19 protein-coding genes and 1 riboswitch are annotated in these 20,205 nt (G+C 70.6%); of the genes, 13 read left to right on the forward strand and 6 right to left on the reverse strand.

Annotation, left to right across the window (positions count from 1 at the left end; all coding sequences use genetic code 11):
- Positions 1-63: 63 nt before the first annotated feature.
- Positions 64-168, forward strand: a riboswitch (TPP riboswitch).
- Between the two features lie 86 nt (positions 169-254).
- From thiC to IB242_RS16595, 3 genes are all read left to right on the forward strand, one after another.
- Positions 255-2,132, forward strand: coding sequence for a phosphomethylpyrimidine synthase ThiC (thiC, locus tag IB242_RS16585; protein ID WP_192282042.1), 1,878 nt, complete (start codon positions 255-257; stop codon positions 2,130-2,132).
- Positions 2,133-2,221: 89 nt separating this feature from the next.
- Complete coding sequence (locus tag IB242_RS16590) at positions 2,222-2,800, forward strand: DUF4136 domain-containing protein (protein WP_192282045.1); 579 nt, start codon at positions 2,222-2,224, stop codon at positions 2,798-2,800.
- Between the two features lie 35 nt (positions 2,801-2,835).
- On the forward strand, positions 2,836-3,522 hold the full coding sequence (locus tag IB242_RS16595) for an ion channel (RefSeq protein WP_192282048.1): 687 nt from the start codon (positions 2,836-2,838) through the stop codon (positions 3,520-3,522).
- A gap of 4 nt (positions 3,523-3,526) precedes the next feature.
- Here the strand turns inward: IB242_RS16595 and IB242_RS16600 are convergent, their stop codons facing one another.
- Positions 3,527-4,636 (reverse strand): HDOD domain-containing protein, encoded by a 1,110-nt coding sequence (locus tag IB242_RS16600; protein ID WP_192282051.1) that lies wholly within the window; start codon positions 4,634-4,636, stop codon positions 3,527-3,529.
- Positions 4,637-4,817: 181 nt separating this feature from the next.
- Positions 4,818-5,351 (reverse strand): inorganic diphosphatase, encoded by a 534-nt coding sequence (gene ppa / locus IB242_RS16605; RefSeq protein ID WP_192282054.1) that lies wholly within the window; start codon positions 5,349-5,351, stop codon positions 4,818-4,820.
- A 458-nt stretch (positions 5,352-5,809) separates the two neighbouring features.
- Here ppa and IB242_RS16610 point away from each other — a divergent pair, with 458 nt between their 5' ends.
- The 6 genes from IB242_RS16610 (at position 5,810) to IB242_RS16635 (ending at position 9,116) form a co-directional block, all read left to right on the forward strand.
- Positions 5,810-6,394 (forward strand): biliverdin-producing heme oxygenase, encoded by a 585-nt coding sequence (locus IB242_RS16610; protein ID WP_192282057.1) that lies wholly within the window; start codon positions 5,810-5,812, stop codon positions 6,392-6,394.
- A gap of 133 nt (positions 6,395-6,527) precedes the next feature.
- Entirely contained in the window at positions 6,528-6,920 is a 393-nt protein-coding gene (locus tag IB242_RS16615; protein ID WP_192282060.1) for a YbaN family protein, read from the forward strand.
- Entirely contained in the window at positions 6,914-7,237 is a 324-nt protein-coding gene (locus IB242_RS16620; RefSeq protein ID WP_192282063.1) for a hypothetical protein, read from the forward strand. Before IB242_RS16615 ends, IB242_RS16620 begins: the two co-directional genes overlap by 7 nt.
- Positions 7,224-7,946 carry a tonB-system energizer ExbB gene (gene exbB, locus IB242_RS16625; protein ID WP_192282066.1) on the forward strand — a complete coding sequence of 241 codons (723 nt, stop codon included), beginning with the start codon at positions 7,224-7,226 and terminating at the stop codon, positions 7,944-7,946. Before IB242_RS16620 ends, exbB begins: the two co-directional genes overlap by 14 nt.
- A 1-nt stretch (position 7,947) precedes the next feature.
- Positions 7,948-8,373 (forward strand): TonB system transport protein ExbD, encoded by a 426-nt coding sequence (gene exbD / locus IB242_RS16630; protein ID WP_192282069.1) that lies wholly within the window; start codon positions 7,948-7,950, stop codon positions 8,371-8,373.
- Complete coding sequence (locus IB242_RS16635) at positions 8,370-9,116, forward strand: energy transducer TonB (RefSeq protein WP_192282071.1); 747 nt, start codon at positions 8,370-8,372, stop codon at positions 9,114-9,116. Before exbD ends, IB242_RS16635 begins: the two co-directional genes overlap by 4 nt.
- A 469-nt stretch (positions 9,117-9,585) precedes the next feature.
- Here IB242_RS16635 and IB242_RS16640 read toward each other — a convergent pair whose 3' ends face one another.
- Positions 9,586-11,613 (reverse strand): sodium-translocating pyrophosphatase, encoded by a 2,028-nt coding sequence (locus IB242_RS16640; RefSeq protein ID WP_192282075.1) that lies wholly within the window; start codon positions 11,611-11,613, stop codon positions 9,586-9,588.
- Between the two features lie 332 nt (positions 11,614-11,945).
- Between IB242_RS16640 and IB242_RS16645 the strand changes: the two genes are divergently transcribed.
- Entirely contained in the window at positions 11,946-12,428 is a 483-nt protein-coding gene (locus IB242_RS16645; RefSeq protein ID WP_192282239.1) for a hypothetical protein, read from the forward strand.
- A gap of 144 nt (positions 12,429-12,572) precedes the next feature.
- On the opposite strand, the gene IB242_RS16650 is transcribed toward IB242_RS16645, so the two are convergent.
- Complete coding sequence (locus IB242_RS16650; RefSeq protein WP_192282078.1) at positions 12,573-13,235, reverse strand: YiiX family permuted papain-like enzyme; 663 nt, start codon at positions 13,233-13,235, stop codon at positions 12,573-12,575.
- Positions 13,236-13,379: 144 nt separating this feature from the next.
- Entirely contained in the window at positions 13,380-14,636 is a 1,257-nt protein-coding gene (locus IB242_RS16655; protein ID WP_192282081.1) for a 6-phosphofructokinase, read from the reverse strand.
- A gap of 145 nt (positions 14,637-14,781) precedes the next feature.
- Between IB242_RS16655 and IB242_RS16660 the strand changes: the two genes are divergently transcribed.
- The 3 genes from IB242_RS16660 (at position 14,782) to IB242_RS16670 (ending at position 17,674) form a co-directional block, all read left to right on the forward strand.
- The gene (locus tag IB242_RS16660; protein ID WP_192282084.1) at positions 14,782-15,345 is read left to right on the forward strand and encodes an adenylate kinase; all 564 of its coding nucleotides are present in this window, start codon (positions 14,782-14,784) and stop codon (positions 15,343-15,345) included.
- A 275-nt stretch (positions 15,346-15,620) separates the two neighbouring features.
- The gene (gene mpl, locus IB242_RS16665) at positions 15,621-16,997 is read left to right on the forward strand and encodes a UDP-N-acetylmuramate:L-alanyl-gamma-D-glutamyl-meso-diaminopimelate ligase (protein WP_192282087.1); all 1,377 of its coding nucleotides are present in this window, start codon (positions 15,621-15,623) and stop codon (positions 16,995-16,997) included.
- Positions 16,998-17,074: 77 nt separating this feature from the next.
- Positions 17,075-17,674 carry an LON peptidase substrate-binding domain-containing protein gene (locus tag IB242_RS16670; RefSeq protein ID WP_192282248.1) on the forward strand — a complete coding sequence of 200 codons (600 nt, stop codon included), beginning with the start codon at positions 17,075-17,077 and terminating at the stop codon, positions 17,672-17,674.
- Positions 17,675-18,114: 440 nt separating this feature from the next.
- Here IB242_RS16670 and IB242_RS16675 read toward each other — a convergent pair whose 3' ends face one another.
- Entirely contained in the window at positions 18,115-20,136 is a 2,022-nt protein-coding gene (locus IB242_RS16675; RefSeq protein WP_192282090.1) for a bifunctional DedA family/phosphatase PAP2 family protein, read from the reverse strand.
- Between the last annotated feature and the right edge of the window lie 69 nt (positions 20,137-20,205).

Genomic DNA, 20,205 nt, shown 5'->3' on the forward strand with positions numbered 1-20,205 from the left:
GCGCGATGCCCGGATGCATGCGGGCCGGGCGTTGGGCGCCGGGCGGGTTTCGTGCTCTAATCCGCGCCGAAGCGGGGGTACCTGCGGCCATGCGGCCAGCCGGTTGAGACAGTCCCTTCGAACCTGACGCGGCTCATACCGCCGTAGGGAAGCTTCGCAGCCGTGCCACCGCGTACCCGTGTTCCGGGTGCGTGCGTGCGTGGTGTGCGCCGCCGCTTCGTCCCGCCCGCCAGGGCCAGCCCAGGACGAAGTCGATGAATGCAGTGCCCAGTACCCTGATCCAGCAGACCGAGCAGCTTTCCGAGTCGGTGACGCGGCCGATTCCCGGTTCGCGCAAGATCCATGTCGCCGGCTCGCGTCCGGACCTGCGGGTGCCGATGCGCGAGATCGCGCAGACCCGCACGCCGACCATCTTCGGTGGCGAGGACAACCCGCCGATCACCGTCTACGACACCTCCGGCCCGTACACCGATCCCGATGCGCGCATCGATCTGTCCGCCGGCCTGGCGGCACTGCGCGCGCAGTGGATCGCCGAACGCGGCGATACCGAGGTGCTGGCGGGGCTGAGTTCGGAGTTCGGCCGCGCCCGCGAGCACGATCCGAAGCTCGCCTCCGTGCGCTTCCCGGGCCGGATCCTGCCGCGCCGGGCGAAGGCGGGCGCCAACGTCACCCAGATGCACTACGCGCGCCGCGGCATCGTCACGCCGGAGATGGAGTACGTGGCGATCCGTGAGAACCAGCGGCTGGACGCGGTCCGCGATGCCGGCCTGCTGATGCAGCATCCCGGTGAATCCTTCGGCGCCTCGATCCAGAACATCATCACCCCCGAGTTCGTGCGCGAGGAGATCGCCCGCGGCCGCGCGATCCTGCCCAACAACATCAACCACCCCGAAAGCGAGCCGATGATCATCGGTCGCAACTTCCTGACCAAGATCAACGCCAACATCGGCAACTCGGCGGTGTCGTCGGGCATCGCCGAAGAAGTGGAGAAGCTGGTCTGGGCGATCCGCTGGGGTGGCGACACGGTGATGGACCTGTCCACCGGCAAGCACATCCACGAGACCCGCGAGTGGATCGTGCGCAACTCGCCGGTGCCGATCGGCACGGTGCCGATCTACCAGGCGCTGGAAAAGGTCGACGGCCGCGCCGAGGAACTGACCTGGGAGATCTTCCGCGACACCCTGATCGAGCAGGCCGAACAGGGCGTGGACTACTTCACCATCCACGCCGGCGTGCTGCTGCGCTACGTGCCGCTGACCGCCAAGCGGGTCACCGGCATCGTCTCGCGCGGCGGCTCGATCATGGCCAAGTGGTGCCTGGCGCACCACCGCGAGAGCTTCCTGTACACGCATTTCGAGGAGATCTGCGAGATCATGAAGGCCTACGACGTGGCCTTTTCGCTGGGCGACGGCCTGCGCCCGGGCAGCATCGCCGACGCCAATGACGCCGCGCAGTTCGGCGAGCTGGAGACGCTGGGCGAGCTGACGAAGATCGCGTGGAAGCACGATGTGCAGACCATGATCGAAGGCCCCGGCCATGTGCCGATGCAGCTGATCAAGGAGAACATGGACAAGCAGCTGCGCGAGTGCGGCGAGGCGCCGTTCTACACGCTCGGCCCGCTGACCACCGACATCGCGCCCGGTTACGACCACATCACCAGCGCCATTGGTGCCGCGATGATCGGCTGGTTCGGCACCGCGATGCTCTGCTACGTGACCCCCAAGGAGCACCTGGGCCTGCCCAATCGCCAGGATGTGCGCGACGGCATCATGACCTACAAGATCGCCGCGCATGCCGCCGACCTGGCCAAGGGCCATCCCGGTGCGCAGGTGCGCGACAACGCGTTGAGCAAGGCGCGGTTCGAGTTCCGCTGGGAGGACCAGTTCCACCTCGGCCTGGATCCGGAGAAGGCCAAGGAGTTCCACGACGAGACCCTGCCCAAGGACGCGCACAAGCTGGCCCACTTCTGCTCGATGTGCGGCCCGCATTTCTGCTCGATGAAGATCACCCAGGATGTGCGCGACTTCGCCGCCGAGCATGGGGTCGACGAAGCAGCTGCGCTGGAGGCCGGCATGGCCGAGAAATCCGCGCAGTTCCTGGCCGAAGGCGCGCAGGTGTACCGGCCGGAATGAACCGGCAAGGTGGTGCCGGGGTGGCTGCACGCCGCCCCGGCAACCACCGTGCTAGCGTCGGGCCGGGTTTCCACATCGGGAGTTCCGCCATGACTGCATCCCTCTTCCTGCGCGGCCTGGTCATGGTCGCCGTCCTGTCCCTGCTGGCTGCCTGCGCCACCGGCCCGCGGATCACCGCCGAGGCCGATCCGCAGGCCGACTTCAGCCGCTACCGGACCTTCGCGTTCTACTCCCCGCTGGCGCTGGAGGCGCGCGGCTACGCCACGCCCACCAGCGAGCGGGTCAAGGCGGCGGCGCGTGCCCAGCTCGAGGCGCGCGGCTACCGCTACCAGGAGCGCGATCCGGACCTGCTGGTCAACCTCAACGGCTACCTGCAGGAGCGCACCGACGTGCACGTGATGCCGGAAGTCGACTACGCCTACTACTACAGTTACCGCGCGCGGGCCTATGTCGCCTCGCCGTACTGGCGCGACCGGACCAGCGTGCACCGCTACACCGAGGGCACGCTCAACGTCGACATCGTCGACCGGGCCCGCAACCAGCTGGTCTGGGAGGGCGTGGCGGTCGGTCGGGTCGGACGGATGCCGGCGGAGGAGCGGCTGGCCAGGATCGACGGCGTGGTCGCCGATATCATGGCCCGCTATCCCGCCCGCGCCGGCGCGCCCTGACCCGGGCCCGGCCAGCCCAGGAGCTACGGCCAGCGATGAACCGGACGCGTATCGAACGCCTGCGCTGGCTGGTCCGCGCACGCAGGAATCCCTCGGCGCTGCTGCTGGCGGTGCAGCTGCTCGGCGTACTGCTGTATCCGGTGATGGACGAGGCCGCCGCCGGGCGCGCGCTGTTCGGCGCGTTCGGCATCGTGGTGCTGATGCTGGCCGTGTGGGTGGTCAAGCGCAGCCCGGCGCTGAGCTGGATCGCCTGGTGCCTGGCGCTGCCATCGGTGCTGCTGTCGGTGGCCGCGGCGCTGTCCGGGCCGGCGTGGCTGGCCGCGGCGGCGCAGGCGCTGGAAAGCCTGCTGTACTTCTATGCAGCCGGCGCGCTGATCGCGTACATGCTGGCCGACCATGAGGTCACCAGCGACGAGCTGTTCGCGGCCGGCGCCACCTTCACTCTGCTGGCCTGGGCCTTCGCGTTCGCGTTCTCGGTCTGCCAGACCGCGCAGCCGGGCAGTTTCGCCGGCATGGGCCAGGCCGGGCAGCGCAGCTGGATGGAGCTGTTGTCGCTGAGCTTCAGCCTGCTGTCCGGGGTCGGCCTGAGCGACGTCGTGCCGATCCGGCCGCAGGCGCGGGCGCTGGTGATGCTCGCCCAGTTCGCCGGGGTGATGTACATCGCCCTGGTCGTCTCGCGGCTGATCGGACTGACGATCCTGCGTCGCCAGTCCGGGGCCTGAGCGGTCAGCCGGCCTCGGCCGGCACTGCGTTCAGCGATTCGGCCAGCGCACGCCATTCCGGCAGGCGGCCCAGCACGCCGCTGCGCGCCAGGTAGGCCTCGTCCGGCTCCTCGCCGCTGGCCAGGGCCATGGCGACGTGGACCGCACCGGTGACCCAGAAGCTGCGCGTGCTCGACCGGGCCGGCTGGCGATGGAAGGCGACCGCCTCGATGATCGGCATCGGCAGGCCCCACAGGCCGAGCAGGTAGGCGCCGGCTTCGGCGTGGCCCGGGCGGGCGTCGTCGTCGGTCGCCGGTTCGCGGTCGTCGCGGATGCCGGGCAGCAGCAGGCCGATGTCGGCCAGCAGCGCGGCGGTGGCGCCGAGTTCGGCGCTGGTGTCGGGCAGCATCTTCTTGGCCAGGCGCGAGGCCAGCAGGGCGCGCTGCTGCAGGGCCGCGCGGTCGCTGCTGGCCATGCCCGGCAGCGAGAACACCTCGCTGGCCAGGACCAGGTCGCGCAGCGTGGAGATGCCCAGGCGGGTCACCGCGCTGCGCAGGTCGGTCACGGTGCGGCCGTTGGAGAAGTAGGCGGAGTTGCACAGCTGCAGCACCTTGGCCGCGATCGCCGGGTCGCCGGAGACCAGGCGGGCGATGTCGGTGGCGCTGGTGTGCTCGTCGGCTTCCAGCGCGTGCATCAGGCTCAGGTACAGCTGCGGCGGCGAGGGCAGCTGCTCGACGCGGCCGATGCGCGTGCGCAGCTCGGGGTTGTCCAGCAGCTCGCGCAGTTCCTCCAGGCTGCCGACCGCCTCCAGCAGCAGTTCCGGTGCCAGTGGTGCGGCGACGAAGCGATGGGCCAGGCCGATGATGCGCGCCGCCGGCGCCTGGCCGTCGGCGATGGTGGCGATGCGCGAGGTTTCGGGGCGCAGGGTGCGGATCTGGCCGAGCAGGGTGGCGGCCGGCATGTCGGCCAGCTCGGGCGCGACGATGACCACGTCCAGCGTGATCACCGCGGCGTGGGCGATCGCGGCGGCGCCGTCGTTGCAGCGCTCCACCTCCCAGGCATCGCCCATGTCCGCGACCAGGTCGACGAGATCGTTGGGAAAGATGGCGGTATCGCCGACGAACAGGATGCGCACGTGGACTCCTCGATGTGACGGGTAGGGCGCCGGACGAACGGGCAGCCATCGACCGTATCGGGCACCACGGGCAGGAATTTAGCCTTGTGAAGGCCTTGTGTACGACGGATGTGAAGAACTGTGGACCAGTTCCGTCCGGAACGTGCGCGCGCGCGGGCTGCGCGCGCGCCGGTCCATTGGATCAGCCTTCCTTGCTGGCGCGGGCGATCGCGTCGAGCAGGATCTGCTTGGCTTCGGCGGCATTGCCCCAGCCGTCGAGCTTGACCCACTTGCCCTTCTCCAGGTCCTTGTAGTGCTCGAAGAAGTGGCCGATGCGCTCCAGCCAGTGCGAGGACACCTGGTCGATGTCGTTGACGTGCGCGTAGCCCGAGAACACCTTCGACACCGGCACCGCGAGCAGCTTCTCGTCGCTGCCGGCTTCGTCGGACATCTTCAGCACGCCGACCGGACGGCAGCGGATCACCGAGCCCGGCACCAGCGGCAGCGGCAGCACCACCAGCACGTCGGCCGGATCGCCGTCGCCGCACAGGGTGTTGGGAACGTAGCCGTAGTTGCAGGGGTAGCGCATCGGCGTGGACAGGATGCGGTCGACGAAGATCGCGCCGCTTTCCTTGTCGACCTCGTACTTGACCGGCTCGGAGTCCTTCGGGATCTCGATGACGACGTTGATTTCCTCGGGCGGGTTCTTGCCGGAATTGACCTGGTCCAGGCCCATGCGATGCTCCGATGTCACTGCGGTGGTGGGACCCGGGATTTTACGTGGTTGGCTGCTGCGGAGCACAAACGGCCGCCGCAGGACCGGCCGCGGCACGGGCCGTGATGCCGCCGCCGCGGCTTCACCGCGCCCGCGCAGCGTGGCATGATTGCGAATCATTATCATTTGATCGCCCGGCTATTCCTCTCTTTTTCCTCCGTCCCGTGTGTCCGCCGATGCCCCGGGTTCCGGGAGCCGCGCAGCAGCGGCGTGGGCGCCGGTGCCCGGCCGGGCGCACTGGCTGCGGCATGCCAGCGGTGGCCGTGGCGCCCACCGCGTCGGGACGTCGTGCGGACGTCATCGCGCTGGATGGTCTGGGGGACAGGCCATCGCTGGACGTCTCTCCGGGAACACCCGTACGCCGGCCGTCCAGCGACAGCCGGGCGGGGCGTGCTCCTCCCCCGACCACACCTGCTCCCATGACCGCCATCCCCGCCGCAGCCTCCCGCAGCCAGCGCCTCAAGGCCGCCACCCGCTCCACCCATGAATCGCTGGACACGCGGATCATGTCCGAGGACATCTTCGCCAGCCGCGCGCGCTTCGCGAAGTTCGTCCGCGTCCAGTACCGCTTCCATCGCGACGTCGACGCGCTGTACGCACGGTCCGCACTCGATGCGCTGCTGCCGGGTCTGGCCGCGCGGCGACGGCTGCCGCAGATCGCCAGCGACCTGGGCGACCTCGGCCAGCCCCTGCCGGCGGAGGCGCCGGCCACGCTGGCGGCCGATATGACGCTGCCGGCCGCGCTCGGCTGGCTGTACGTCGCCGAGGGATCCAATCTCGGCGGGACCGTGCTCTATCGGCTGGCGGCGGCGCTCGGACTGGATGCCGGTTTCGGTGCCCGGCACCTGGCCGCGCATCCGGACGGGGCCGCCCGTCACTGGCGCCGCTTCACGGCCGTGCTCGACGGGCTGACGCTGACGCCGGAACAGGACGCCGCGGCGGTGGACGCGGCCAACGCCGCGTTCCGCACGGTGCGTGGCTACGTCGAGGAGGAGTTCGCATGAGGCCGGTGGCCATCCTGCGTGCCGCACCCGGGCCGGTACCGATGGCGCGGCCGATGTCCCCGCACGCGTGCGCGCCACGCAGCGGCGTTTCCCTGCTGAGCGCTGGTCGGCCGTTCGGTGGATGGCGCCGCTGATGCGATGGATGTGGTTCTGCCTCGGGTGGCTGATGGTCGCGCTGGGCGTCATCGGCGCGCTGCTGCCGGTGATGCCGACCACGATCTTCCTGATCCTGGCGCTGGGCTGCTTCTCGCGTTCGTCGCCGCGCCTGGAGGCCTGGCTGCTGCGCCATCCGCGCTACGGCCCGGCGCTGCGGCTGTGGCGCGAACAGGGCGCGGTGTCGGCGCGCGGCAAGCGGTATGCCTGCCTGGGCATGGCCCTGGGTTTCGTGGTGTTCCTGGTCGGCGCGCGGCCATCGCCGCTGCTCTGCCTCGGCGTGTCCCTGTTCTTCATCGCCAGCGCGGCCTACGTGCTGAGCCGGCCGTCACCACGGCGCGGCCCGGCGCCGACGCGGCACGCACGATGCTGACCCCGGTGCGCTCCGATGCCGATTACGCCACGCATCTGCGCGGCGCCGGCCTGCGTGTCACCCAGCCGCGCCTGCTGGTGATGCGCGCCATCGCGGCGTTGCCGACCGGTGGCGGGGCGCCGCTGCAGCAGCGGTTGCAGCACGCGCTCCAGATCCAGGGCAGGCCGCTGCCGCCATCGACCATCCACCGGGTGCTGCGCGACCTGGCCGCGGCGGGACTGCTGCGGGCCGCGCCGGTCCCGACCTGCCCGTCCGCCGGCCGCACCGCCGGCGAGTGCCCTTTCCCAGATGATCCGGATCCCGATGATGTCTCCTGATGTTTCCCTGCTGCCCGCCACCCACGCGTTGACGCCCTGGGGCATGTACCTGGCCGCCGACTGGGTGGTGCAGTCGGTGATGGTCGGCCTGGCGCTGGCCTCGCTGGCGACCTGGACGGTGCTGATCGCCAAGGCCTGGGAACTGGCCTGCACGGCGCGTGCACTGCGCGCCGCGCATGCCTCCCTGGAAGCGGGCGCCGGTCTGGACGATGTTGTCGCCCTGCCGGTGGTCGCAGACGGCCTGGCGCGGCAGATGCTGGACGCGGCCCACGCCGAACTGAGGCTGTCGGCCGATGCGCAGGGCAGCGATGGCATCAAGGAGCGGCTGGCGTCGCGGCTGGAGCGCATCGAGCTGGCGCATGCACGGCGGCTGCGCAGTGGCACCGGCGTGCTCGCCACGATCGGCGCGACCGCACCCTTCGTCGGCCTGTTCGGCACGGTGTGGGGGATCATGAACAGTTTCATCGGCATCGCCGAGGCCAACACCACGAATCTGGCGGTGGTCGCGCCCGGCATCGCCGAGGCGCTGCTGGCGACCGCGCTGGGTCTGGTCGCCGCGATCCCGGCAGTGGTGATCTACAACCATTTCAGTCGCCGGCTGGCGGCGATCCGCGGCGCCAGCGGTGATGTGTCGGCCTGCGTGCAGCAACTGGTCTCGCGCGACCTGGATCGCGGCCGCGCATTCGCGGCAGGCGTGGGCCGGGGCTGACATGGGGATCAGGACATCGCGCAGCGACGACGACGCGCTGGACGAGCAGCACGAGATCAACGTCACCCCCTTCATCGACGTGATGCTGGTGCTGCTGATCATCTTCATGGTCGCCGCGCCGCTGGCCACGGTCGACATTCCGGTCGACCTGCCGGCCAGCGCCGCGCAGCCGACGCCGCGCGAGGCCGAGCCGGTGTTCCTGACCGTGCGGGCGGACCTGTCGCTGAGCGTCAACGACCGTCCGGTCGACGCCGACACGCTGCCGACAGCGCTGGAGCAGGCGACCGGCGGCGACCATGCACAGCGGATCTTCCTGCGCGCCGACAAGGGCGTGCCCTACGGCGAGCTGATGGAGGCGATGAACGCGCTGCGCCGCGCCGGCTACCTGAAGGTCGCGCTGGTCGGTCTGGAGCAGGCCGACCCATGAGCCGTTCCGCGCGTGATGGCCTGCGCTGGGGTGGCAGCCTCGGCCTGGCCCTGCTGCTGCACGCCGGCCTGGTCGGCGGCGGTCTGTGGTGGCATGCGCGCAGCGCACCATTGCTGTTGGACGAGCAGCCGATGGAAGCGGTGATGGTCGACCTGGCACCGGCGCCGGAAGCGCCACCGGCCCCGCCGACCGAGATCCCGCCCGGCCCGCCGCAGCAGGAACAGGCGCGGTCCGAACCGGAACCGGCGCCCAGGCCCGAGCCGAAGATCGAACTGCCGCCGGACGTGGTGCCGGAGGTGATCGATCCGTACCACCCGCCGCAGACCGAGCAGCAGGACGACCCCTCGGACGAAGCCAACGTCGACCGCACCCTGGCGCCGCCGGACGTGCAGGCAGCCTCGGCTGCGCGCTACGCCGCGCGGCAGACCACGTCGGGCACCAGCGGCCGAGCCGCCGCGACCTGGCAGGGACTGTTGCTCGGCCATCTGGAAAAGTACCGGCGCTATCCACGCTCGGCCGAGCGCCGCCGCGACGAAGGCGTCGCCTACGTGCGCTTCAGCGTCGACCGCCAGGGCAATGCGCACGAGGTCCGCATCGGCCGCAGCAGCGGACACCCGCTGCTGGACGAGGAAACGCTGGCCACGGTGCAGCGGGCGACGCCGATGCCGCCGCCACCGCCGGAACTGGAAGGCGAGCGGATCGAGGTGATGGTGCCGGTCGAGTTCTTCATCCGGCGGCGCTGACGGCCGCGGAGCACGGGCGGAGATATGGCGTTCCCGATGCGGCGGCCGGACGTGACCTCCCGGTCCGAGTCCAGCGACGCCGCTGCGGCGATCCGCACAGCGCCTGCGCCAGACCCGGATCGAACGTTCAGCGCCGGCGGATGTGCCGTCCGCGTTGCCGCCCTGCACGGAGCGGCGACCGCGACATGTCGATGATGACGCGGCGAATCCCGGCTCTGCCAGTCCGCCGGCTGTTTCGCCTTCTCACTGCGGGAGGAAAGGGCAGGTGGCGCGCGGGACACGCTTCCAAGGAAGCCGTGTTGCGCCTCGATCAGGGCATGAAGCGGGCCGGCAGCCGGCCGGGCCTGTTCGATGCGAGGCGTCTACTCCGCATGTCCATGCCATGCGCGCGCGACCTCGCCCACGCGGGCCGGTGCGCCTCCTCATCCCGGTCGGGACGGGATGAAGAGGCGGAACGCGACACTGCGCCTTAGAGCAGCGGCACCAGCAGCAGCGCGACGATGTTGATGATCTTGATCAGCGGATTGATCGCCGGGCCGGCGGTGTCCTTGTAGGGGTCGCCGACGGTGTCGCCGGTGACCGCGGCCTTGTGCGCCTCGCTGCCCTTGCCGCCGTGGTGGCCGTCCTCGATGTATTTCTTGGCGTTGTCCCAAGCGCCGCCGCCGGTGGTCATCGAGATCGCGACGAACAGGCCGGTGACGATCGTGCCGATCAGCAGGCCGCCCAGCGCCTTCGGGCCCAGCAGCAGGCCCACGATCACCGGCACCACCACCGGCAGCAGCGAGGGCACGATCATTTCCCGGATCGCCGAGCGGGTCAGCATGTCCACGGCCCGGTCGTACTGCGGCTTGCCGGTGCCCTGCATGATCCCGGCGATCTCGCGGAACTGCCGGCGCACCTCTTCGACCACCGCACCGGCGGCGCGGCCGACCGCCTCCATCGCCATCGCACCGAACAGGTAGGGGATCAGGCCACCGATCAGCAGGCCGATGATCACCGTGTGGTCGGACAGGTCGAACGCGAACACCTCGCCCGGATTGCTGGCCTGCAGGTTGTGCGTGTAGTCGGCGAACAGCACCAGCGCCGCCAGCGCGGCCGAGCCGATCGCATAGCCCTTGGTCACCGCCTTGGTGGTGTTGCCGACCGCATCCAGCGGATCGGTGACGTTGCGCACTTCCGGCGGCAGCTCGGACATCTCGGCGATGCCGCCGGCGTTGTCGGTGATCGGACCATACGCGTCGAGCGCGACGATCATGCCGGCCATCGACAGCATCGCCGTCGCCGCGATCGCGATGCCGTACAGGCCGCCCAGCGCATGCGCGCCCCAGATCGCCGCGCAGACCGCGATCACCGGCCACGCGGTGGACTTCATCGACACGCCGAGCCCGGCGATGATGTTGGTGCCATGCCCGGTGGTGCTGGCCGCGGCCACGTGCTTGACCGGCGCGTACTCGGTGCCGGTGTAGTACTCGGTGATCCACACGATCAGGCCGGTCAGCAGCAGGCCGATCAGCGCGCAGAAATACAGGTTCAATGCACCATGCGCGTTGTCCGGCATCAGCTGCACGGTGATCGGATAGAACGCGACAGCCGCCAGCACGGCCGACACGATCACGCCCTTGTACAGCGCGCCCATGATCGAGCCGCCGGGCTTCACCCGGACGAAGAACGCGCCGATGATCGAGGCGATGATCGACGCACCGCCCAGCACGAGCGGATACAGCACCGCGTTGGCGCCGACCTCGGCCATCATCAGCCCGCCCAGCAGCATCGTCGCGATCACCGTCACCGCGTAGGTCTCGAACAGGTCGGCGGCCATGCCGGCGCAGTCGCCGACGTTGTCGCCGACGTTGTCGGCGATCACCGCCGGGTTGCGCGGGTCGTCCTCGGGAATGCCGGCCTCGACCTTGCCGACCAGGTCGGCGCCCACGTCGGCGCCCTTGGTGAAGATGCCGCCGCCCAGCCGCGCGAAGATCGAGATCAGCGAACTGCCGAACGCCAGACCGACCAGCGCGTGCAGGTTGTCGGCCATCGACAGGCCCAGCCGGATCAGCAGCCAGTGGTAGCCGGCGACGCCGAGCAGACCCAGGCCGACCACCAGCATCCCGGTGATCGCGCCGCCACGGAACGCAACGTCCATCGCCGGCCCCAGGCCACGCCGCGCCGCTTCGGCGGTGCGCACGTTCGCGCGCACCGACACGTTCATGCCGATGTAGCCGGCCAGCCCGGACAGCACCGCGCCCAGCGCGAAGCCGACTGCCGTGTACCAGCTCAGGAACACGCCGACCAGCACGAACAGCGCCACGCCGGCGATCGAGATCGTGAGGTACTGCCGGTTGAGGTAGGCGCGTGCGCCTTCCTGGATCGCCGAGGCGATCTCCTGCATGCGCGGGTTGCCGGCTGGCTGCGCCAGGATCCAGCGGGTGGAGACGATTCCGTAGAGGATCGCGAAGACGGCGCACAGCAGCGCCAGCGGCAGACCGTATTGCTCCAGCATGACCCCTCCCAAGGTTGATGGAAAACCGTCCAGCACCCAGCCGGATCCGGTCCCACGCCTTGCGAGTCTGCTGACACTGGAACCGACCCGACCTGAGTGGCCGCATGCGGCCGGTGGCGCGTCACCGTGTTCGACAATCGCTGGAGCGCCCCGAGTATGCGCCCGCCCGCGCGCATCCGGCTACACGCGGTTCACATCTGCGCTGCCACGCTTCGCGCATGAGTCGAGATGCATCGCTGCTCCATCGCCGCCGCTTCCGCCACGCGCGCACCGTCGCGGTCGCGCGTTCGCTGAGTCCCGCCCGTTTCCGGATCGAGGTCCTGGTCGTGCTGCTGATCGCCGCGCTGGCGGTGGCTTCGCCGCTGAAGGCCGATGAGCCGGCGCCGGAACGGCAGCGGGAGACCGGCGCCGCACAGGCCAGCGGCACGTTGCACACGGTGCGCCAGATCCCCGAGGCCTGCACCCGCATCGAAGGCGTGTTCACCGGCGACTCCGCGCAGCCGTACCGGATGACGACGGTACGCACGTCGCCGTCATGCCAGCCGCGCGCGCGTTTCGTCGAGGCCGGCCAGGCCGCCCCCACGCAGGCAGCGGGCTGGATCCTCAACGACGTGATCCGCGTCCCCTCTGCCAGCTGCCCGTCGCAGCAGGCGGTCACGCGGGTCTGGCGCAAGCCCGGTGCGGCCGCCCCTGCACGGGATGGACAGGGCCAGTCGCGCGTGTATCTGGAAGACGCGAAGCGCCAAGGTGCTCAGGCCGCGGCGTTGCCCCAGTTCACCGCGGTGCTGTCGGTCGAAGGCGAAGGCTGCCGCTGACACGGATGCGGCTGGACCGTGGTCCGGCACGATGCGGCCATCGACCTGAGGGGTGTGGGCGACTCCAGCGCCACCCGGGCGCTGTCGTCCAGTTCGCGAGCGTGTGGCGTTGTCGATACAGGCCGCCAGCGGCCCGACGCCGGCTCAGCGCTGGTCCACCGTTTCCAGCAGCGGTGATGCGAAGATCGCCGCCGGCGAGATGACCGGCTCGTGCAGCGGAACCTGGTTGCCATAGCGCTCGCGCAGCTTCACCCGCACCGGTGCCGCATCCAGATCGAAACTGCCGAGCGTGGCCAATGGCGCCAGCTCGATGCCCGCCGCCGAGCGATAGAGCTTCCACACCAGTTCCGAGCAGTAGATGCGCTCGTCCGACCATTCGAAGGTGAGGTCGTAGGGTTTGCCCAGATACCGCGCGGCCTGCTGCTGGAGGCCGGCGGCCGCTTCCGCGGACAAGGGAGCACGCGGTCGCTTGACCACGTAGCGCCCCTGCCTGCCGCGGTCGAGCCAGGCCTGCAGCGGCGTGTACCCGACCGGTTGCACGGCTTCCAGCACGTAGGGCCTGCCGTCGCGCAGCATGACGATGCCCATGTGGCTGTAGGGCGAACGGGTCGCGGCCTGCACCGCCACGCTCTGGCTGGAGGTCGAGGTGTGGAAGACGATGTCGCCGGTCCGCGGCACGTAGTCGCGCGCGGACGCGGACGCGGCGAGCAGCAGGCCGATCAGCAGGGTGGCGGTGCGTTTCAGGGGAGGCTCCGTGCAGCGTGATTCGGACGGTGAGGTGAGGCCGCGCCGGTGGCGTACGCGCATTGCGGCGGCAGGCAGCCGGTCCATCGCCATGGAGCGCGCGCCTGCACTGCGCGAAACCGCGGCCTGGTGCGGCCGGCAGCACGCCGCGGCCGATGTCCGTGATGCCGCGGCGTGCAGGCGCCGGCTGTCCGGCGCCGTGGATGCTCAGCCGTCCCAGCCGGGCAGGGTCTTCTTCACCGCCACGTTCTTCAGCGTCACGTACTTCGGCAGGCCGTCGCGGCCCCACGGCAGCGGCGCCTCGCCCCGGATCAACGGTTCGAGATAGGTGCGGGCGCGGGCGGTGATGCCGAAGCCGTCCTTGCGGATGAAACCGGCCGGCATGGTCTTCTCGTGGTTGGCGACCTTGTGCAGCGGCGCCGCATCGATCTTCCAGCGGTACGGCGCATCGCTGGCGCGCACGATCACCGGCATCGTCGCGTTGCGGCCGGCCAGGGCGAACCTGACCGCCGCACGGCCCACCGCCTGCGCCTGCTCCCAGTCGGTCTTCGAGGCGACATGGCGGGCCGAGCGCTGCAGGTAGTCGGGCACGGTCCAGTGCACCTTGTAGCCCAGCGCATCCTTGACCCGGCCGGCCAGGTGCGAGGCCACGCCGCCCAGCTGGGTATGGCCGAATGCATCGGTGCCGCCCCCGGCATCGGCGACGAAGCGGCCATCGGCATCGCGGATGCCCTCGCTGGCCACGACCACGCACCAGCCGACCTTCTTCACGACCTTGTCGACCTGGGCCAGGAACGCTGCCTCGTCGTAGGCGCGCTCGGGGAACAGGATGATCTGCGGTGCATCGTCGGGCGACTGCCCGGCCAGACCGGCGGCGGCGGCCAGCCAGCCGGCGTGCCGCCCCATCGCCTCGTAGACGAACACGCGGGTCGAGGTGTCGGCCATCGCCGCCACGTCCAGCGCGGCCTCGCGCACCGACACCGCGGTGTACTTGGCGGCCGAGCCGAAGCCCGGGCAGCAGTCGGTCACGGCCAGGTCGTTGTCGATGGTCTTGGGCACGCCGATGCAGGTCAGCGGGTAGTCGAATTCCGCGGCCAGCTGCGAGACCTTCCACGCGGTATCGGCCGAATCGTTGCCGCCGTTGTAGAGGAACCAGCGCACGTCGTGTGCCTGCAGCACCTGTAGCAGGCGTTCGTACTTCGCCCTGTCGGCATCCACCGACTTGAGCTTGTAGCGGCACGAACCGAACGCGCCGCCCGGCGTGTGCGCCAGCGCGGCGATGCTTGCCGCCGATTCCTTCGAGGTGTCGATCAGGTCCTCGCGCAGCGCGCCGAGGATGCCGTTGCGCGCCGCCAGCACCTTGATCCTGCTGGCGCGGGCCTCGGCGATGACGCCGGCGGCGGTGGCGTTGATGACGGCGGTGACGCCGCCCGACTGGGCGTAGAGCAGGGTGCCTTGGGCCATGCGTGGTCCTCCTTCCGGCAGCGGGACAATTCTGGGACAGTGTCACGGGATGCGGTAAGCTGCACCGCGTTGGTGCGGCGCAGCGTGGCCTGGCGTTCAGTCTAGCCCGGCGCCGCCTTCTGATATTTCCGTCTGGGAGCGATCGATGCGACTGGTACTACTGGGCCCACCCGGTTCGGGCAAGGGAACGCAGGCCGCGCGCCTGAAAGAACAGCTGGCTGTCCCGCACATTTCCACCGGCGATCTGCTGCGCGCCGAAGTGGCCGCCGGCACCGAGCTGGGCAAGCAGGCCAAGGAAGTGATGGACCGCGGCGACCTGGTGTCCGATGCGATCCTGCTGGGCATGCTCGAGTCGCGCCTGGGTCGCGAGGACGCGGCCAACGGCTTCATCCTCGACGGCTACCCGCGCAACCTGGCCCAGGCCGACGCGCTGGATGGGCTGCTGGGCCGCATCGGCCAGCCGCTGGACGCGGTGGTGCAGCTGGATGTCGCCACCGAACTGCTGGTCGAGCGCATCGCCGGCCGCGCCCAGGCCGAAGGTCGCGCTGACGACAATCCCGAATCGGTGCGCAAGCGCCTGCAGGTCTACAACGATTCGACCGCCCCGGTGATCGGCTTCTACGAGAAGCGCGGCACCCTGGCCCGTATCGATGGCGTGGGCAGCCTGGACGAGGTCTCCGCCCGCATCGCCGCCGCGCTGAAGGGCTGAGCGGCCAGGCAGCGTCGGCTGCAAAGAGAAACCCCGGCCCGCGTTGCGCGGACCGGGGTTTCCGTGGTGTCGGCGGTTGGGCTTGCTCAGGGCCCCGCAGCATGAGCGCTTCCGGGGATCGGCCACTTGGGGAGTAGGACCGGGAAGGCACTGCGACCGACGCGTGTAGTGTGGCGTCGGCGCGCGCCGACCGCAGTCGGGGATATCCCGACGTTTCGCATCATCCGCATCCCGTAGCGTTCCGCGGGTGCAGCCGATCGGCGACAATTGCGCCGATGAGCAGACTCCACATTCTCGGTATCGCCGGCACCTTCATGGGCGGCGTGGCGGCGCTGGCGCGCGAGCTCGGCCATGCGGTCGAAGGCAGCGACCAGGCGGTGTATCCGCCGATGTCCACCCAGCTCGAGCGGCTGGGCATCTCCCTGCGGCAGGGCTACCAGCCCGGCCACATCGGCGCGGACTGCGACGAGGTCATCGTCGGCAACGCGCTGTCGCGCGGCAATCCGGCGGTGGAGCAGGTGCTCGACGACGGCCGCCGCTACACCTCCGGCGCGCAGTGGCTGGCCGAGCACGTGCTGCCCGGACGCGAGACCATCGCCGTCGCCGGTACCCACGGCAAGACCACGACGACGACGATCCTCGCCTTCCTGCTGGACGCGGCCGGACGCGAGCCGGGCTTCCTGATCGGCGGCGTGGCCGAGGACTTCGGCGTATCGGCGCGGCTGGGCGCAGGCCGCGAGTTCGTGGTCGAGGCCGACGAGTACGACACCGCGTTCTTCGACAAGCGCAGCAAGTTCGTCCACTACCGGCCGACGGTGGCGATCCTCAACAATCTCGAGTACGACCACGCCGACATCTTCCCGGACGTGGCCGCGATCCAGCGCCAGTTCCATCACCTGGTGCGTACCGTGCCGCGCCGTGGCCGGCTGCTGGTCAACGGCGAGGACGCGCATCTGGCGCAGGTGCTGGCGATGGGCTGCTGGACGCCGGTGGAAACCTTCGGCATCGCCGCCGATGGCGCCAGCTTCGACTGGGCCGCCCGCCTGCTGGCCGACGACGGCAGCGCCTTCGTCGTGCTGCACCAGGGCCGCGCACTGGGTGAGGTGCACTGGCCGCTGCTGGGCCGGCACAACGTGATGAACGCGCTGGCGGCGCTGGCCGCCGTGCACGCGGTCGGCGTCGCACCGGAGACGGTGATGCCGGCGCTGGCCGGATTCCGCAGCGTGAAGCGGCGGATGGAAGTGGTCGGCGACGCCAACGGCATCACCGTCTACGACGACTTCGCCCACCACCCGACCGCGATCCGGACCACGCTGGAAGGTCTGCGTGCGAAGGTCGGCGCAGCGCGGATCGTCGTGGCGATGGAGCCGCGCAGCAATTCGATGCGGCTGGGCGCCCACGCGGATGCGCTGGCGCCATCGCTGGACGGCGCCGACGTGGTGCTGTTCCTGCACCGGCCGCAGCTGGCCTGGGATGCCGGCGCGGTGGTCGCCGCCGTACGCGGCCAGGCGCAGACCGCGCCCGACACCGACGCGCTGCTGGACGCCCTGCAGGCGCAGGTGCGGCCGGGCGACCATGTGGTGTTCATGTCCAATGGCGGCTTCGATGGTGCGCCGCGCCGCTTCGCCGCGCTGATCGGCGCGCCGGCCTGAACCCCTCCGGCAGGTATCGCTGCATGCGGCCGTATTGACGCGTTGCCGGGCTGGACGGAGTACCCTGCGCGTTCCTCCTGCATGGCGACACCGTGTCGACACCGAACGAGTTCCTGCCGCTGTTTCCACTGCACACGGTGCTGCTGCCGGGTGCGCCGCTCGGCCTGCGCGTGTTCGAGCGGCGCTACCTGGACCTGGTCGCCGAGTGCGGCCGCAACGGCAGCGGGTTCGGTGTCTGCCTGATCCTGAAGGGCGAGGAGACCGGTGAACCGGCAACGCCGGCCACGCATGGCGTGGAGGCGCGGATGGAGGACTTCGGCACCGACCGCAACGGCCTGCTGACCCTGCAGGTGCGCGGTGCGCGCCGGTTCCGGATCGTCCGCACGCGGGTGCGCGACAGCGGCCTGCTGGTCGGCGACGTGCACTGGTACGACGAGCCCGCTGCCACGCCGCTGCGCCCCGAGCATGCGGTGATGGCGACCCTGCTGGCCGAACTGCTGGAAAAGGTCGGCGGCCAGTACGCGGCGGTCAACCTGCGCCAGCTAGAGGATGCGGACTGGGTCGGCTGGCGCCTGGCCGAACTGCTGCCGATCACCGACCCGCAGCGGCTGGTGCTGCTTCAGGAGCAGGACCCGCACCGGCGCCTGGATCACCTGCTGCGCTGGATGGACGAGTAGAACCTGTCCGCGCCGAGGTGCGGATCGGATCGCCCACCCGCACGCCATGCCGGCAGCGTCTTGCGCCCGCATGGCGACTGCCGCCGAGGCGGCGCGCATCCTTGCACGATGTTGCTCCGTACGCCCGGATGGAGCGGTCCCGGGTGCGCGGGCCGGCGACTGCGCCGTTCCGGTTCGCAGGGGCGGTGTGAGGCGGATGCGCCGTTGCGAGCGACGGGCGGGAGGCGCCACGCGCCACATCGTCGTGATCGCACAGTGCACCGGGATGCGTCCCCGGTAGCCGTGCGCTGCGACCGGGCTGCCCGTGAAGCCGCCTTCCTCCGGGTCCCGCGCATGCGCACCACGCGGTGTGGGGGCATCCCGGCGCAGCGGGCGGCAATGCGGCCAGCCGACGAAGCCCTGCCAGCCACCGGCAGCCTGGTGCCAGGCTGCCGGTGTGATCAGTCCGCGGCCGGCGCCTGCAGCGGCGCCACGTCGGTGCGCAGGCGCAGCGTCGGCAGCTGCGATGCCGGGTGCGGGGCGACCAGATGGGTCAGGTCGCCGACCGACTTCAGCAGCTGTTCGAGGGCGGGGTCGGCGCCGCGCTGCGGGCGCCAGCTGCCGATCAGGCCGAAGCTGTGCGTGTAGTGCAGGGTCTGCACGGTGCCGACCCACAGTGGCGCATCGCCGGGCTGCAGGCGGGTCGGGCTGGTCCACAGGCGCAAGGCGTAGCGCACGCCGTCCTGTTCGCCATCGCGGACCATCAGCAGCGCCTCGGTGCGCGCATCCAGCGTGGCCGGCAGCACCGGCACGCTGCCCGGGTCGGCGTCGGTATCGAACAGGTTGAGTGCGTCTTCCCAGCGCGCCTGCGGCTGCACAACCCAGCCACCGGCCTCGAGCCGGGACTGCAGCGGCGCCAGCGGGCCGGCCACCTGTACGTCCAGCGGCCAGCGCAGCTCGTCGTCGAACTCGTTGCGGCGCGCGGGCTGCAGCGCCCAGTCGCGCTGCCACCAGGCGGCCAGGTCCGCGGCGACCGCCGGTGGCGCCGGCGGCTCGAACTTGGCCAGCTTGACCTCGACGTTGCGCGGCGCGTACCACAGTGCCGCGGCCAGGAAGCTGCCGTAGAAGATCCAGGCCAGCGGCGTGATCCAGAACGAGCGGTTGTAGCGGCGCCGGTAGGCGATGCCCAGCACCAGCAGCCAGGCGATGCCGAACAGCATGCCGCCGACCACGTCGCTGAGCCAGTGCGCGCCCAGGTAGAGGCGGGCGAAGCCGATCACCGTCACCACCGCGCCCGACAGCAGGTAGGGCCAGACGCGGGTCCGGCCCGGCAGCTCGCGTGCGATCAGTACCGCGAAGAAGCCGAACACCACGGTCGACATCGTCACCGCGATCGAGGGGAAGCCGAAGCCGCTGCCCGCGCCGGGCGGGCGGACCACGTCGACGGTGGCGCCGAGCAGGGTGGTCAGGGCCAGGCCGAACGCCAGCGCGGCCAGCCAGTGCGCGGCGGCCATCCAGCGCTGGCGCCAGATGAAGTAGCCCAGCACCAGCGCACAGGCCGGCACCAGCACCGGCCAGTCGCCCAGCGAAGCCAGCGCGGCCATCGGGTAGTCGGCCAGCGGATTGCGCAGGGCCAGCATCAGGTCGTGCACGGCCAGGTCGAGCGTCAGTGGCTCGCCATGGCCGATCACCGCGATGGTCAGCGCGAACCAGCCCCAGCCGATGGCAAGCAGCAGCACCGCCAGCAGCGCCAGCGGCACCGATTCGCGCCGGGCCGGGTCGAACACCGCGAGCGAGTAGCGGCCCAGCACCGGGTGCCGACCGGACCAGTCGATCGCCCGGCTCAGCAGCGCGTCGGCGTGGTCGGCGAACCAGCGGTAGGTGTAGAGCACCAGCGCCCAGACCAGCGCCAGCGCGGCGATGAACAGGCCGACCACGGTGACCAGATGCCCGGCCACGCCCGCGACCGCGTCGTAGGCCTCGCCCAGCACCCAGCCGGGCAGCAGGAACAGCACGCCCCAGGACACGCAGGCCAGCGCGCTGGGCATCGCGTAGCGGCGGAACGGCATCTTGGCCATGCCGGCGATGGCCGGCACGAACGGCCGGATCGCACCGACGTAGCGGGCGACGAGGATGCTCTTGAAGGCATTGCGCCGGAACAGCAGCTCGCCGCGGTCCAGCAGCTGCGGGTAGCGGCTGAACGGCCAGACCCCGCGCAGGCGGTTGCCCCAGCGGTGGCCGACCCAGTAGCTCAGGGCATCGCCGGCGAACGCGCCCAGCGAGGCGCAGGCCACCGCGTACGGGCCGGAGATCTCGCCCATGCCGATCAGCATGCCGACCGCGAACAGCAGCGGCAACGCGGGCACGATGGCACCGAGAATGATCACCGCGTCGGAAAACGCGATCGCAAAAATCACCAGGCCGGCCAGATGCGGGTGTTCCCCGATCCAGGCCAGCATGCGGTCCATCCAGGAGGCTTCCATCGCGGGATTATAGGTGGCCGATCCTTGCGACTGGCTTAAACCATGGTCCGGGCCGCTGTGTCGTTCATG

This window comes from Xanthomonas sp. XNM01, assembly GCF_014851915.1.
GTDB lineage: Bacteria > Pseudomonadota > Gammaproteobacteria > Xanthomonadales > Xanthomonadaceae > Pseudoxanthomonas.

What these genes read in the sequence shown, in the direction of transcription:
- thiC (WP_192282042.1), top strand. Translation starts at nt 255, where the DNA reads ATGAATGCAGTGCCCAGTACCCTGATCCAGCAGACCGAGCAGCTTTCC.
- IB242_RS16590 (WP_192282045.1), top strand. Translation starts at nt 2,222, where the DNA reads ATGACTGCATCCCTCTTCCTGCGCGGCCTGGTCATGGTCGCCGTCCTG.
- IB242_RS16595 (WP_192282048.1), top strand. Translation starts at nt 2,836, where the DNA reads ATGAACCGGACGCGTATCGAACGCCTGCGCTGGCTGGTCCGCGCACGC.
- ppa (WP_192282054.1), bottom strand. Translation starts at nt 5,351, where the DNA reads ATGGGCCTGGACCAGGTCAATTCCGGCAAGAACCCGCCCGAGGAAATC.
- IB242_RS16610 (WP_192282057.1), top strand. Translation starts at nt 5,810, where the DNA reads ATGACCGCCATCCCCGCCGCAGCCTCCCGCAGCCAGCGCCTCAAGGCC.
- IB242_RS16615 (WP_192282060.1), top strand. Translation starts at nt 6,528, where the DNA reads ATGCGATGGATGTGGTTCTGCCTCGGGTGGCTGATGGTCGCGCTGGGC.
- IB242_RS16620 (WP_192282063.1), top strand. Translation starts at nt 6,914, where the DNA reads ATGCTGACCCCGGTGCGCTCCGATGCCGATTACGCCACGCATCTGCGC.
- exbB (WP_192282066.1), top strand. Translation starts at nt 7,224, where the DNA reads ATGATGTCTCCTGATGTTTCCCTGCTGCCCGCCACCCACGCGTTGACG.
- exbD (WP_192282069.1), top strand. Translation starts at nt 7,948, where the DNA reads ATGGGGATCAGGACATCGCGCAGCGACGACGACGCGCTGGACGAGCAG.
- IB242_RS16635 (WP_192282071.1), top strand. Translation starts at nt 8,370, where the DNA reads ATGAGCCGTTCCGCGCGTGATGGCCTGCGCTGGGGTGGCAGCCTCGGC.
- IB242_RS16640 (WP_192282075.1), bottom strand. Translation starts at nt 11,613, where the DNA reads ATGCTGGAGCAATACGGTCTGCCGCTGGCGCTGCTGTGCGCCGTCTTC.
- IB242_RS16650 (WP_192282078.1), bottom strand. Translation starts at nt 13,235, where the DNA reads ATGCGCGTACGCCACCGGCGCGGCCTCACCTCACCGTCCGAATCACGC.
- IB242_RS16655 (WP_192282081.1), bottom strand. Translation starts at nt 14,636, where the DNA reads ATGGCCCAAGGCACCCTGCTCTACGCCCAGTCGGGCGGCGTCACCGCC.
- IB242_RS16660 (WP_192282084.1), top strand. Translation starts at nt 14,782, where the DNA reads ATGCGACTGGTACTACTGGGCCCACCCGGTTCGGGCAAGGGAACGCAG.
- mpl (WP_192282087.1), top strand. Translation starts at nt 15,621, where the DNA reads ATGAGCAGACTCCACATTCTCGGTATCGCCGGCACCTTCATGGGCGGC.
- IB242_RS16675 (WP_192282090.1), bottom strand. Translation starts at nt 20,136, where the DNA reads ATGGAAGCCTCCTGGATGGACCGCATGCTGGCCTGGATCGGGGAACAC.